The sequence below is a fragment of the Streptomyces sp. NPDC003023 genome (genome assembly GCF_042888225.1).
Classification (GTDB): domain Bacteria; phylum Actinomycetota; class Actinomycetes; order Streptomycetales; family Streptomycetaceae; genus Streptomyces.
The window spans coordinates 1,888,212-1,901,642 of record NZ_JBIAPL010000001.1 but is presented as its reverse complement, the minus strand read 5'-3'; the positions used below and the strand labels follow the sequence as shown (position 1 = coordinate 1,901,642).

13 protein-coding genes are annotated in these 13,431 nt (G+C 70.9%); 6 read left to right on the top strand and 7 right to left on the bottom strand.

The window, feature by feature from the left end; genetic code table 11:
* Positions 1-46 precede the first annotated feature (46 nt).
* Positions 47-1,180, top strand: coding sequence for a DNA polymerase III subunit beta (gene dnaN / locus ACFYV1_RS08015; RefSeq protein ID WP_389394493.1), 1,134 nt, complete (start codon positions 47-49; stop codon positions 1,178-1,180).
* A 182-nt stretch (positions 1,181-1,362) separates the two neighbouring features.
* Positions 1,363-2,103: a carbonic anhydrase gene (locus tag ACFYV1_RS08010; protein WP_389394492.1), complete on the top strand. Its 741-nt coding sequence runs from the start codon at positions 1,363-1,365 to the stop codon at positions 2,101-2,103.
* A gap of 28 nt (positions 2,104-2,131) precedes the next feature.
* Here the strand turns inward: ACFYV1_RS08010 and ACFYV1_RS08005 are convergent, their stop codons facing one another.
* Positions 2,132-2,887, bottom strand: coding sequence for a class I SAM-dependent methyltransferase (locus ACFYV1_RS08005; protein WP_389394491.1), 756 nt, complete (start codon positions 2,885-2,887; stop codon positions 2,132-2,134).
* 344 nt (positions 2,888-3,231) lie between these two features.
* On the opposite strand from ACFYV1_RS08005, the gene ACFYV1_RS08000 reads away from it, so the two are divergent.
* On the top strand, positions 3,232-3,882 hold the full coding sequence (locus tag ACFYV1_RS08000; protein ID WP_389394490.1) for a DUF4360 domain-containing protein: 651 nt from the start codon (positions 3,232-3,234) through the stop codon (positions 3,880-3,882).
* A gap of 64 nt (positions 3,883-3,946) precedes the next feature.
* On the opposite strand, the gene ACFYV1_RS07995 is transcribed toward ACFYV1_RS08000, so the two are convergent.
* The 3 genes from ACFYV1_RS07995 to ACFYV1_RS07985 form a co-directional block, all read right to left on the bottom strand.
* Positions 3,947-4,750: an amino acid ABC transporter ATP-binding protein gene (locus ACFYV1_RS07995; protein WP_389394489.1), complete on the bottom strand. Its 804-nt coding sequence runs from the start codon at positions 4,748-4,750 to the stop codon at positions 3,947-3,949.
* Between the two features lie 61 nt (positions 4,751-4,811).
* Positions 4,812-5,642 carry an amino acid ABC transporter permease gene (locus tag ACFYV1_RS07990; RefSeq protein ID WP_389394488.1) on the bottom strand — a complete coding sequence of 277 codons (831 nt, stop codon included), beginning with the start codon at positions 5,640-5,642 and terminating at the stop codon, positions 4,812-4,814.
* The gene (locus ACFYV1_RS07985) at positions 5,609-6,376 is read right to left on the bottom strand and encodes a transporter substrate-binding domain-containing protein (protein WP_389394612.1); all 768 of its coding nucleotides are present in this window, start codon (positions 6,374-6,376) and stop codon (positions 5,609-5,611) included. Before ACFYV1_RS07985 ends, ACFYV1_RS07990 begins: the two co-directional genes overlap by 34 nt.
* Positions 6,377-6,681: 305 nt before the next feature.
* Between ACFYV1_RS07985 and ACFYV1_RS07980 the strand changes: the two genes are divergently transcribed.
* Together ACFYV1_RS07980 and secD are read left to right on the top strand one after the other, a co-directional pair.
* A complete protein-coding gene (locus ACFYV1_RS07980) occupies positions 6,682-7,089 on the top strand; it encodes a hypothetical protein (RefSeq protein WP_389394487.1) in 408 nt (135 codons plus the stop codon).
* Positions 7,090-7,208: 119 nt separating this feature from the next.
* On the top strand, positions 7,209-9,533 hold the full coding sequence (gene secD, locus ACFYV1_RS07975) for a protein translocase subunit SecD (RefSeq protein ID WP_389394486.1): 2,325 nt from the start codon (positions 7,209-7,211) through the stop codon (positions 9,531-9,533).
* 75 nt (positions 9,534-9,608) lie between these two features.
* Here the strand turns inward: secD and ACFYV1_RS07970 are convergent, their stop codons facing one another.
* Together ACFYV1_RS07970 and ACFYV1_RS07965 are read right to left on the bottom strand one after the other, a co-directional pair.
* Complete coding sequence (locus ACFYV1_RS07970; protein ID WP_389394485.1) at positions 9,609-10,055, bottom strand: heme-binding protein; 447 nt, start codon at positions 10,053-10,055, stop codon at positions 9,609-9,611.
* A gap of 80 nt (positions 10,056-10,135) precedes the next feature.
* Complete coding sequence (locus tag ACFYV1_RS07965) at positions 10,136-11,374, bottom strand: MFS transporter (RefSeq protein WP_389394484.1); 1,239 nt, start codon at positions 11,372-11,374, stop codon at positions 10,136-10,138.
* A gap of 245 nt (positions 11,375-11,619) precedes the next feature.
* On the opposite strand from ACFYV1_RS07965, the gene ACFYV1_RS07960 reads away from it, so the two are divergent.
* The gene (locus ACFYV1_RS07960) at positions 11,620-12,891 is read left to right on the top strand and encodes a lectin (protein ID WP_389394483.1); all 1,272 of its coding nucleotides are present in this window, start codon (positions 11,620-11,622) and stop codon (positions 12,889-12,891) included.
* A 61-nt stretch (positions 12,892-12,952) separates the two neighbouring features.
* Here the strand turns inward: ACFYV1_RS07960 and ACFYV1_RS07955 are convergent, their stop codons facing one another.
* The gene (locus tag ACFYV1_RS07955; RefSeq protein WP_389394482.1) at positions 12,953-13,393 is read right to left on the bottom strand and encodes a GNAT family N-acetyltransferase; all 441 of its coding nucleotides are present in this window, start codon (positions 13,391-13,393) and stop codon (positions 12,953-12,955) included.
* Between the last annotated feature and the right edge of the window lie 38 nt (positions 13,394-13,431).

Below are 13,431 nucleotides of genomic sequence, written 5' to 3'. Positions count from 1 at the left end.
GTGGTGGCGGATAACGTCCCCCGCACCGACGACGAAAGAGGATCGTATGGAGTTCCGCATCGATCGCGGGGCATTGACGGACGCGGTCGCCTGGGCGGCTCGTGTGCTGCCGGCGCGGTCCCCCGTGCCGGTACTGGGAGGCCTGCTGCTGAAGGCGCGGGGCGATGGTCTCCTGAGCGTCTCGGGGCTCGACTACGAGGCGTCGGCCCGCATCGAGGTCGAGGCGGACGTCGAACTGCCCGGGGAGGTGCTGGTCATGGGGCGCAGGCTCCTTGACATCTGCCGGGTCCTGCCGGGCGGGCCGGTGCGCTGCGCGGTCGACGGCTCGCGCCTCTCGGTGAGCAGCGACGGCGCCCGGTTCGGCCTGTCGGTCCTGCCGCGTGACGACTACCCGGCGCTGCCCCCGCTGCCGGAGTTGCGAGGAGTGGTCGACGCGCGGGTGTTCGCAGACGCGGTGGGGCGTGTGGCGGTGGCCGCGGGGCGTGACGACTCGCTGCCCGTGCTGACGGGGATCCGTCTGGCCTTCGACGGCGGGACGATGACACTGGCCGCCACGGACCGGTACCGGTACGCCGTGCACACCCTGGAGTGGAAGCCCGTGGCGCCACGGGACTCCGCCGATGTCGTCGTGTCGGCGCGGCGGCTCACGGATATCGCGCGCTCGCTGGACCGGTCCGGCACGGTTCGCATTGCTCTGGACGGCGGCACGGTCGGGTTCGAAGGCGCGGGTATGGAGATCACCACGCGACTGCTCGAAGGGCGGCTGCCGCGGCACGACAAGTTGTTCGCCCTGGCGGGTGGCGCCGTGGCGGTCACCGGCCGGGCACCGCTGCTCGAGGCCGTGAAGCGGGTGGCGGTGGTGGCCGAGGGCGACAGTCCGCTGCAGCTGGCCTTCTCCGCGGACTCGGTCTGCCTCCAGGCCGGTTACGAGGACGATGTCGCCTCCCAGCGGCTGCCCGCCGTTCTGCAGGGAGCTTCGGAGACGACGGTGGCGTTCAATCCGGCGTACCTGGTGGACGCTTTGACGTCGTTCGACGCGCAGGATGTGCGGTTCCAGCTGCTGGGCCCCGGTCAGCGGGCTCTGCTCAGCGGCTCCGGCGGAGCCGGCGCGTCCGATGGCGGGGAGTCCGCGGAAGACGTGCACCGGCATCTGCTGATGTCGGTGAAACCACTGGTCTGAGCGAGCGGCCGGGGTCGGGGCGGTCCGAGGGCCGGGAGGAGGCGGCGGGCCGACGGCCGGGAGGGGGCGGCGCGGCGAATGCTCGAGCGGGCCAGGGCGGTGCAGGACAAGGCCTGTTCAAGCACGGGTAAAGAACACATCTATGCGAACACGATGACCGGAACCGGATCTACGTTCGCTTCGTGAAACAGACCCCACGAACGAACACGCCCGTCGGCGGGAGCCGTCGCGCACTGCTCCGCGCCGCTGTGGCGGGCGGCGCCATGGCCTCCGGCGCCCTCGCGCTGACCGGCTCGCCGGCCTCGGCCTCCCCCCGCCCGGCAGCGGCCCGCCCCCGGCCCGGCAGCCCCGCACAGGCCCTGCGCGAACTGGCCGCGGGCAACCGCCGCTGGCGGACCTTCCGGCAGCAGCATCCGCACGAGACCGCGGCCGTACGCGAGGAGTTGGTGACCGGTCAGCAGCCCTTCGCCGTGGTCCTCGGCTGCATCGACTCGCGAGTGCCGCCGGAGCTGGTCTTCGACCAGGGTCTCGGTGACCTGATGACCGTGCGGTCCGCGGGCGAGGTGCTCGACGAGGCCGTCCTCGGCAGTGTGGCGTACGGCGTGCTCGAGCTCGACATACCGTTGATCATGGTGCTCGGCCACCAGTCCTGCGGCGCGGTGACCGCGGCCGTGGAGGCGGAGGAGACCGGTGAGGAACTGCCGGCCCACATCCAGTACATCGCCGACCGGATACGCCCGGCCATCGACCATTCGCAGGAGGGCGCGGCCCGGATCGACTCCACGATCACCCGCAACGTCAGGATGGTCACGAGGCAGTTGACGCGGGAGCGGGACCTCGCGTCGAGGATCGCCGACGGCCGGCTGGCAGTGGTCGGCGCCCGTTACGAGCTGACCTCCCAACTGGTGCACGCCGTCGCGTGACACCGGCCGCACGCGGGCTCCGGCTCCGTCAGACGTCCCGGGGCCTGCGTGCGACCACCAGGCGGACACGCGGGCTGCCGTCGTCGAGGTGCCCGAGCCCGGTCAACGGCCGCAACTCGACGGTGAAGCCGGCCCGGTCGAGGTCGGTGAGCACCCCGGAGAGCGGGAACGTGCGGTAGTACATGACGAACGGTGGACGCCACACGGCGTTGCGCACCCGCATCGCGACATCGAACCCGAGCAGCGTCCAGTACAGCTTCGAGTCCGGCCCGGGCGGTGCCGCCACGGGAAACGCGAAGCAGCCTCCGGGCCGCAGGGCGGCATACGCCTGGGCGAAGAGCCGCGGGCGCTCACGCGGCAGGAAATGGCCGAACGCGCCGAAGCTCACCGCCAGGTCGAAGACCGGGGCGAAGGGCAGGGCCCGGGCGTCCGCCCGCACCCATGAAACGGCCGGCTCCGGCCGGTGGGAGGCCGCCGCGGCGGCCGCGCCCCTCCTGGCGGTGGCCACGCGCAGCATCCCGGCGCTGAAGTCGACACCCACGGTCCGCTGCCGGCACACCTGTCTCAGGACATCCATGCCGGCACCCGTGCCGCAGCAGATGTCCAGCCCGGACTCGAACGGACCGAGCGGCCGCAGGGCGTCGGAAACGGACTCCAGCAGCCGGTCCGACGTGCGGAACGGCGTCCGGTCGAACTTGGGCGCGAGCAGGTCGTAGCCGCGCTCGATGGAGGAGAGCGCCTGCACGGTGAGCTCGCGGAACGTAGGCCCCTCGGCGGTGAACATCGCGGATCAGAGTAGCGCCTGACACGGCGGCGAAGGCATCCGTGCGCTCCAGGACACGGGAGGGGCCCGTCGATTGGCCGGAGATCGCTCTAGTCGCCCCCTTCACTGGTTCCTACCATTCGACCAACTCCCGGGATGAGCAGGCCGGGAACCGCGGCATCGTGATCTGTCATGTCCATGACTCTTCAACCAGTCGGGACACACACCGCCGCACCACAGCTCGCTCCAGCGCACCTGGTCCGTGACGGCCTCCACCACGCGAGTGGACGGCCGCACCCCCCATCGGACGGCCGGCACGACGTGCCGAAGCCGCCCGGCACCAACAGCAATGGATTGGAGTACCCATGACCGGTGGACTACTGGTGAGCGGCGCAATCGCCGCGCTGTTCGCCTCCGCCGTCCCCGCCCAGCACAGCACCTCCGGCATCACCAACCCGCCGCCGGACAAGATCGTGATCGAGGTCGCGACGGTCAACGGCTCCGGATGCCCCGCGGGGACGGCCGCCGTCGCCGTCTCCGAGGACAACACGGCCTTCACCGTCACGTACAGCGACTACCTCGCCCAGGCCGGCGGCGGCGCCCCGGCCACCGAGTACCGCAAGAACTGCCAGCTCAACCTGATCGTGCATGTGCCTCAGGGCTTCACATACGCCGTGGCGAGCGCCGACTACAGAGGCTTCGCCTCGCTCCAGCCCGGGGCGAGCGGCACGGAGAAGGCCTCGTACTACTTCCAGGGCTCTTCGAGCACCGCGTACCGGTCCCACACGTTCCAGGGACCGTACGACGACAACTGGCAGGCCACGGACCAGACGGACTGGGCGCAGCTGGTCTGGGCGCCCTGCGGCGTCCAGCGGAACTTCAACATCAACACCGAACTGCGCGTCAACGCGGGCACGTCGGACCCGGCGAAGACCAGCTTCATGACCATGGACTCCACCGACGGTGACATCAACACCATCTACCACCTGGCCTGGAAGGAGTGCCCGGGACGCTGACCCGATCCACGCGGCCCCGGCCGGGACTCCCCCACCCGGCCGGGGCACCGGAATTCCGGCCCGGTCACAGCTCCTTGACGGGTCCGTCGGCGGCCGGGTCGCCCGGCTGCTCGGCGGCGGCCGGGTCGAGGATGCGCATCAGGAAGTTCCGGGTGCGCTCGTGCTGCGGGTCACCCACCACCCGTTGTGCCGGACCCTCCTCCACGATCACACCGGCGTCCATGAAGACCACCCGGTCGGCGACCTCCCTGGCGAAGCTCATCTCGTGGGTGACGACCATCATCGTCATGCCCTCCGCGGCGAGCTGCCGCATGACGGCGAGGACATCGCCCACCAGTTCCGGGTCGAGCGCAGAGGTCGGCTCGTCGAAGAGCATCACCTCGGGGCCCATGCTCAGAGCGCGGGCGATGGCGACCCGCTGCTGCTGACCGCCGGAGAGCTGTGACGGATACGCGTCGGCCTTGTCGGAGAGGCCCACCCGCTCCAGGTTCCGCCGCGCCACCTCCGCGGCCTCCGCCTTGCCCCGGCCCAGCACCCGCCGCTGCGGCAGGGTGAGGTTCTCGGTGACGGTGACATGGGGGAAGAGGTTGAACTGCTGGAAGACCATGCCGATCCGGCGGCGCACCGCGTCGATGTCGACATCGAGGTCCGTGACCTCCGTGCCGCCGACGAACACCTGGCCGCCGGTCGGCTCCTCCAGCAGGTTCACACACCGCAGCAGCGTCGACTTGCCGGAGCCGGACGGGCCGATGACGCACACCACCTCGCCCCGGCCGACGTCGAGGTCGATGCCGCGCAGGACCTGGTTGTCGCCGAACGACTTGTGCAGACCCCGGATCTCGATCTCCGGACGATCGGTGCTGTCCATGCTCCCGCTGCTCCCGCCGATTGCGTTTCCCGACAACTGTGCCCCGCCCCGCATCCCCCGGTCACCTGGCCTTGTCGGCGCGGGCCTCCAGGCGGCGCACCACGAAGCTGAGGGGCACGGTCACCAGGAGGTAGCAGAGTCCGGCGACGAGGATCGGGGTGGAGTTGGCGGTCTGACTCGCCAGGTCCCTGCCGAACTTCGTCAGTTCCCGCTCCTGAAGGGTGACACCGAGGAACAGCACCAGCGAGGAGTCCTTGAAAAGCAGGACCAGTTCGTTGGTGAGCGGCGGAATGACGATACGGAACGCCTGCGGAATGATCACGGACACCATCGCCCTGGCGTGCGAGAAGCCCAGCGAACGCGCCGCCTCCATCTGCCCCTTGGGCACCGCCTGGATGCCGGCCCTGATCGTCTCCGCCATGTAGGCGGCGGCGACCAGGCCGAGACCGAGGGCGACCTTGCCGTACGTACCGCCGGGGATCTCCGTGCCGGGGAACGCCAACGGCACGGCGACACCGACGAAGATGAAGATCAGCAGTGCGGGCAGACCGCGGAAGATCTCGATGTAGACGCTCGCCACCCACCGGTAGGGGGCGACCGAGGACAGCCGCATCAGCGCGATGACCAGGCCCAGCACCAGTCCGAACACGAACCCGGACACCGTGTATATCACCGTGTTCCGCAAGGCCATGGTGATGATCTCGGGGAACAGCTCGGAGACCAGGTCCTTCTGCGCGAACTGGTTCTGCAGCCGGTCCCAGTCGGCGAGCAGGCCGACCGCGACCAGGGCCGCGACGAAGATCGCGTACTGGATGCCCTGCGAGACCCGCCGCCGCTGGCGGCGGGTGAGACGCGAGGTCACGACTGGGTCTTGGGCAGCGGACCGATCCACTGCTGATAGAGCTTGTCGTACGTGCCGTCGGCGCGGGCGGCCCCGATCGCCTTGTCGATCGCGGCGAGGAGCTTGTCGTTGCCCTTCTTCACCGAGAAGCCGTACTGCTCGCCGGTCTCGATGTTCTGGCCCAGGACGAACTGGTCGGCGTTGGCCTTGTCCTTGAGCCAGCCCTGGACGACGGGGTAGTCGATGACGACCGCGTCGACCTGGCCGGTGCGCAGCCCGTTCAGGACGGCGTCCGAGCTCTCGAAGGCGACGGGGTCGAAGCCCTGCTCCGTGGCGTAGCTCTCGCCGGTGGTCTCGGCCTGCGCGCCCAGCTTCCTGTTCTTGGACTTGATGTCGTCGAGCGACTTCACACCGCTCTTCCTGGTGGCCAGCAGCGCCTGGGTGGCGTCGAAGTAGGGGACCGAGAAGTCCACGTTCTTCTTGCGCTCGTCGGTGATGGTCATACCGGCGGCGGCCAGGTCGCACTCACCGGAGTTGAGGAACGCGCCGGTCTTGAAGTTCTCGAACGGTGTGTCGAGGATCTTCTGCTCGACCTCGAGGTTCTTCGCCACCAGATCGATCAGGGCGACGTCGAAGCCGACGACCTTGCCGTCCTGCTCGAACTGGAACGGCGGGTAGGGCAGATGGGTGCAGGTGGTCAGCTTGCCCTTCTCCACCACGGGAACGCCGCCCGCCGCGGTTCCCGGCCCGTCGTCGGAAGAGGAACATCCGACCGCGAGGAACATCCCGGCAGCACCGGCGGTGACGCGGACGCGGAAACTGCTGCGGTGGCTGCGGTGGCCGCTGGCCGTCCCGAACACGGTGACCTCCATGGGTGGGGAGACGGGAGGCCGCAGTCCGCGACCGCCCGCCGAGATCGTAAGCCACGGGGCGGGTCGCGCGACGGAGCGGACCACTCGGTTTTCCGTCACTCGGCAGGGGCGGACAGCGGGCGGACAACGGGCGGAGTGGCGACTGCCCGCTCAGAAGGGCCTAGGGTGGGCCGCAACAGACCTACGGGCTCGGCCCGGCGACCGGGAGGGAGGGCGGGATGCGCAGACGGGTACGGCTCGTCCTCGCGACCGTCCTGCCGTCGGCTTTGTTCGGCGTCTGGTCGGTCTTCCTCGTCCTGACCGGTACGGGCTCCGGGCCGCAGAGCACGGCCCTGCCGGTGGCGGCGGCGCCCGCGACCGCGCCGCTCCACCTCGCGGCGGCCCAGCGGATCATGGACAAGGGGCCGCAGTCGCGGCCGGACGCAACGGTCCGGCAGGCCACGGCCGTCGAGAACTCCGTACGTCTCCCCGGTGCGCCGCCGGCGCTGCCCGCCGCGCCCGCCGTCCCGTACGCCGAGCCCGCTCACGGCGGTGCGGCGGCCGGTCCGCGTCAGGAGCGGGCCCCGCCCTCCGGACCGTACGACCCGCGGCACACTCGCGGACCTCCCTCCACCCGGCACAGCTGACGTTTCCAGGCGTCCGCCGGCCGGCACCGCGGCATGCCCGCGACCGGCCCCGACGCCCTTCCCATCGCGTCCTCAATCGCAGGCGCCTGGCGCGCCTGCGTGCTGCCCGTGGAGCACCCATGTCATCTCGCGCAACGTTCTGGCGGGCGCTGGTCGCGCTCGCGATCGTCGCCGTGTCCCTTTATGTCGCCCTGACCACACCGGCCCGTCTCGGCCTCGATCTACGGGGCGGCACCCGCATCGTCCTCGAGACCGAGGACTCCCCCACGGTGAAGGCCGACGCGGCCGCCACCGACCGGGCGATGGAGGTGCTGCGCCGGCGAATCGACGGCCTCGGAGTCACCGAGCCCTCCCTCGCGCGCTCCGGCGAGCAGCGCATCATCGTCGAACTGCCCGGTCTGCAGGACCCGCGCGCGGCCGCCGAGGTCATCGGCCGTACCGCACAGCTGACCTTCCATCCGGTCACCGGATCCGCCTCGGGCCCGGCGAGCGGTCCGGAGAAGGACGGTTCCCGTGTCCTTCCCGACCCCGACGCACCCGGGCAGTTCCTGCGACTCGGCCCGACGGCGCTCACCGGCGACGGCGTCGAGGACGCCGAGGCAGTGCTGGACACCCAGTCGGGCGCCGGCTGGACCGTCGATCTCTCCTTCCGCGACGGTGCCGCCGCTCAGTGGGCGCGCATCACGGGCGACGCCGCCTGCGCTCCGCCGGCCGATCCCACCCGCAGGGTCGCGATCGTCCTCGACGAGCAGGTGGTCTCGGCGCCGGGCATGCAGAGCAGCGTGCCGTGCGGTGCCGGGATCACGGGCGGTTCCGCGCAGATCACCGGCGGCTTCTCTCCCGAGGAGGCCCGCGAGCTCGCCACCCTGGTGAAGGGCGGCGCGCTTCCGGTGCCCGTGACGACCATCGAGCAGAGCACCGTCGGCCCGACGCTCGGCGCGGAGGCCATCCGGGCCAGCGCCACGGCCGCGGTCATCGGCCTCATCTGCACGGGCGTCTTCATCATCGCCGTCTACCGCCTCCTCGGTCTGCTGGCCACGCTGGCGCTCACGCTGTACGGGCTGATCTCGTACGCCGCCGTCGTGGCGCTCGGCGCGACGCTCACTCTGCCGGGGCTCGCCGGATTCGTGCTGGCCATCGGCATGGCCGTGGACGCCAATGTGCTCGTCTTCGAGCGGGCGAGGGAGGAGTACACCCGCCCGTCCGGCCGGAGCGGCGCGCGGCCACAAGATCTGAGGCGACCGCTGCGCACCGCGTTCTCCAAGGCGTGGAGCGCGGTGGCCGACTCGAACATCACCACGCTGCTGGCCGCCGGACTCCTGTTCGTGTTCGCAACCGGCCCGGTGAAGGGCTTCGGGGTGACGCTCGCCATCGGTGTGCTGGCGTCGATGCTCTCCGCCATGGTGATCACCCGCCTGTTCGCCGATCTGGCCGTGCGGGTGCCCTTCGTGCGGAAGCGGCCGTATCTGAGCGGCATGGCCGGCATCGGCCGGCTGAGGGCACGGCTCGACCGGCGCACTCCGCGGCTGATGCGGAACAGGCGGCGTTGGCTCGGCATCTGCTCCGGTCTGCTCCTCCTGGCGTTCGCCGGGATCGGGCTGCGCGGGCTGGAGTTCGGGGTGGAGTTCACCGGCGGCCGGGTCGTGCAGTACACGGCGGAGAAATCCGTCGACGCGGACACGGCCCGTGAGGCCGTCGTCTCCGCCGGTTTCCCCGACGCCGTCGTGCAGTCCACCGACGACGACGGGATCTCCGTACGCACCAAGGACAGCGGCGACGAGGAGCAGGAGCGGATCCGCGAGGCGCTCGGCACTGTCGCGGGGGACGTGGCCGTCGAGCGCGACGATCTCATCGGGCCGAGCCTCGGCAGTGAGCTGCGCCTGTACGCCCTGATCGCGCTCGGTGTCGCCGTGGCGGCGCAGCTCCTGTACCTCAGCGTCCGGTTCCGGTGGACGTTCGCGGCCGCCGCCGTCGTCGCGATGGCGCAGGACGTACTGCTGGTGGTGGGTCTGTTCGCCTGGCTGGGCAAACCGGTGGACAGCGTCTTCCTCGCCGCGCTGCTGACCGTCGTCGGATACTCGGTCAACGACACGGTCGTCGTGCTGGACCGGCTGCGCGAGCTGCGGCGGGCCGGCGGGTCGATCCCGTTGGCGGACCTCGCCGACCGGGCCGTGGCGCAGACCCTGCCGCGTACGGTCAACACGGGCATGGGAGCGCTGTTCGTACTGATCGCGCTGGCCGTTCTCGGTGGTGACTCGCTGGCGGACTTCTCCGTCGCCCTGCTCGCGGGTGTCGTGGTGGGCATCGCGTCGACGGTCTTCACCGCGATGCCGGTGGCCGTGCTGCTCCACGACCGGTACGGGGACAAGCGCGGTGGCGGGCGCGGGCGGCCTGCGAAGGAGCACGGCCGGGCGTCGCGGGACCGGTCGGGCGCCGTGGTCTGAGGCCCTGGACGACGTGGCGGCCGCCGCCGTCGCGGCAGCGGTGCTGTCGTGACGGCGGCGGCCGGTTGCGTACGGTCAGTGGGCGGTGTCGCCCTGGCCGGTCAGCGCGGTGACGGCCGCCGTGGCGAAGCCGTGGTCCTGCTCGGGGGCGCCGCCGCCGACACCGATGGCGCCGACGAGGCGGCCGTCGCGGAGGACGGGTACGCCGCCGGCGATGAAGAGCAGCGGCCGGTCGAGGGCGGTCGGCAGGGTGTGGAAGAGGCCTCCGGGCTGCACGGCGTCGACGAGATCGGCGGTGGGGGCGGCCAGTTGGAGGGCGGTGTACGCCTTGCGGGTGCTGGTCTCGCCGGCGATCAGGACGGCCCGGTCGTCGCGGCGGAAGGCCAGGAGGTGGCCGCCCGCGTCGAGGACGCTGACGGCGACTGCCACGCCGGCCGCCTGTGCCGCGGCGCGGGCGGAGTCGAGCAGGGTCTCCGCGTCCTCGACGGTGAGCGGGGCGACGGCCGTGGTGGTGGTGCTCATGAGGTTCCTTCTCCGTGGTGCGGGTGCGGATGCGGTGGCACGCTGCGGCGCGGTAGCGCTTCGGTGTCGCGGGTGGGGGGTCAGTGACGGGCGGCGGTGACGGGCGCCGGCGGCTGCGCGGCAGCGGCGGTCGTCGTACCCGGGGCGCCGGCGACGACGCGGCTGCCGGATCGCGCCTCGCGGCGTTCGAGGGCGGCGGAGAGCACGGCGAGGACGAGGGCCGTCGCCGCGAGGAGGGCGCCGACCCAGTTGGGGGCGGTCAGTCCCATGCCCGCGGCGATCACCATGCCGCCGAGCCAGGCCGCCAGCGCGTTGCCGAGGTTGAAGGCGCCGATGTTGACGGCGGACGCCAGCGTCGGGGCGCCGTGGGCCTGGTCGAGGACGCGCTTCTGCAGCGGCGGCACGGTCGCGAACCCGAGTGCGCCGATCAGCACGATCGAGACCGCCGCGAGGACCTTGTGGTGCGCGGTGACCGAGAACAGGCCCAGTACCAGGGCGAGCCCCGCCAGAGTGGTGTAGAGCAGGGGCATCAGGTGCTTGTCGGCGTACTTGCCGCCGAGCAGGTTCCCGCCGACCATGCCCGCTCCGAAGAGGACCAGCAGCCAGGTGACGGAGGTGTCGGCGAAGCCTGCGACCTCGGTCATCATCGGGGCGATGTAGGTGATCGCGGCGAACACACCGCCGAAGCCGAGGACGGTCATCGCCATCGCCAGCAGGACCTGGGCGTTCTTGAAGGCGGCCACCTCGTCGCGCAGCCGGACGCCCTGCGGCCTGGGGAGGTCGGGGACGAGCCGGGCGATGCCCGCGAGACCGATCACCCCGAGTGCGGCGACGATCACGAAGGTGGTGCGCCAGCCGACGGACTGGCCGATCAGCGTGCCGCCGGGCACGCCGACGACGTTGGCGACGGTCAGACCCGTGAACATCATCGCGATGGCGCCGGCCTTCTTGTCGGGGGCGACCAGGTCGGCGGCCACGACGGAACCGATGCCGAAGAACGCGCCGTGGGCCAGTGACGCCACGATCCGGCCGGTGAGCATCATGCCGAAGGTGGGTGCCATCGCCGACACGACGTTGCCGATGACGAACAGGCCCATCAGCAGCATCAGCATCCGCTTGCGGGACACTTTGGTGCCCAGCGCGGTCATCAGCGGGGCGCCGATCACCACGCCCAGTGCGTAACCGGTCACCAGCAGACCGGAGGTGGGGATCGAGACCCCGAAGTCGGCCGCGACCTCGGGCAGCAACCCCATGATCACGAACTCGGTGGTGCCGATGCCGAAGGCGCCGACCGCCAACGCCAGAAGCGCGAGAGGCATGGGAGACCTTTCGAAGTGAATTGCGAGTGCTCCTTACGAGCGCCAACAATAGTTGCAGACGCCTTTGATTGCAAGCGCGCTGTTTTGCGGACGGCAACAATTCCTCGACCGGAGCCCGCAGGGAAGGTACGTACCAGACCCTTGACAGCCTGTTGGTTCACTTCTTAAATCACGGATTGAACTAAGTGCTCTGTCATATCCCTGACAGAGCCCCCTTCCCTCCCCACGCATCGGAAGGGAGAGTCATGGACTCCCCCCGCTTCCCACGCCGCCTGCTCGCGACGGTCGTGTCCGTCCTGACCCTCGCCACGCTCGGCGCCGGCGCGGCCGGCGGCTCCCACGCCCCGCGGACGACCCCCGCCATCCAGTCGGCGGCCGGGGCCGCGGCCGTGACGTTCTCCGACGACTTCGACGGAGCTGCAGGCTCCGCCGTGGACGGCGGCAAGTGGCAGATCGAGACCGGCGACAACGTCAACAACCACGAGCGGCAGTACTACACCGCCGGCAACCGCAATGCCGCCCTCGACGGCCAGGGCCACCTGGTCATCACGGCCCGCCGCGAGAACCCCGGCAACTACCAGTGCTGGTACGGGCGTTGTGAGTACACATCGGCGCGATTGAACACCGCGGGCAAGTTCACCACGACCTACGGCCATGTCGAGGCCAGGGTCAAGGTCCCTCGCGGGCAGGGCATGTGGCCCGCGTTCTGGATGCTCGGCAACGACATCGGGCAGGTCGGCTGGCCGTCCTCGGGCGAGATCGACATCATGGAGAACGTCGGCTTCGAGCCGTCAACCGTCCACGGCACTCTCCACGGTCCCGGTTACTCGGGCTCCGGCGGCATCGGCGCCGGGTACACGCTGCCCGGCGGCCAGGCCTTCGCCGACGCCTTCCACACCTTCGCCGTCGACTGGTCGCCGAACAAGGTGACCTGGTCCGTGGACGGCAACGTCTACCAGACCCGTACGCCTGCCGACCTCGGCGGCCGCCAGTGGGTCTTCGACAAGCCGTTCTTCCTGATCCTCAACCTCGCCGTCGGCGGCTACTGGCCCGGTGACCCCGACGGCAGCACGGTCTTCCCGCAGCAGATGGTCGTCGACCACGTCCGGGTCACCACCTCCGACAGCCCGACGACGGGCGGGCAGATCACCGGGATCGGCGGCAAGTGCGTGGACGTGGCGGGCGCGAACACCGCCAACGGCACCCCCGTACAGCTCTACGACTGCAACGGCACGGCCGCCCAGCGGTGGAGCGTCGGCACTGACGGCACCATCCGGGCCCTCGGCAAGTGCCTCGACGTCGCGTCCGGCGGCACCGCCGACGGCACCCTCGTCCAACTGTGGGACTGCAACGGGTCCGCGGCACAGCGCTGGGACGCCAACGCGGCCCGCGACATCGTCAACCCGCAGGCGAACAAGTGCCTCGACGCCGCGGGCGGCAGCTCCGCCAACGGCACCCGCCTCCAGATCTGGACCTGCACCGGCGGCGCCAACCAGAAGTGGAGCGTGACGAGATGACCGTCGGGGCGAGGAGAGCGGCAAGGGTGACCGCAACCACCGGAACGGGCCGCGCCTCGGCTCAGACCAGCCGCAGGTCGATGTAGGGAATGCTGTCGCCCGGCAGCAGGTACCTCTCGATCTCGACGAATCCCTGGTGCAGGGCGAAGCGGAGCCCCTCCTCGTTGGAGGCGAGAACGACCGTCTCGATCGTCCCGGCCCCGAGCCTGCGTGCCTCAGCCAGCCCTCGCGCCCAGAGCTCGCCGCCGAATCCCCGACAGCGGTGCTCCGGGAGCACCCGGGCGATCACCGTGGCCGCCGACGACTCGCCCGTCGGCGGGCGCAGGGTCGAACAGCCGACGAGGACGTCGCCGAGATAGGCAACGTCCAGGCGATGGCGCCCGGCACGCTCGCGCGCGTGATCGAGGGACATGGCGGCGGGCGGGACAATCACGTTGTGGACATGCCGCCAGTCCTGGAGCGCGGCATCGCCGTTCACCGGCAGGATGCGAAGGTCTGTCACGACGGCAGGAAACCCGACGTGTCGTGGCTGCGTCAATC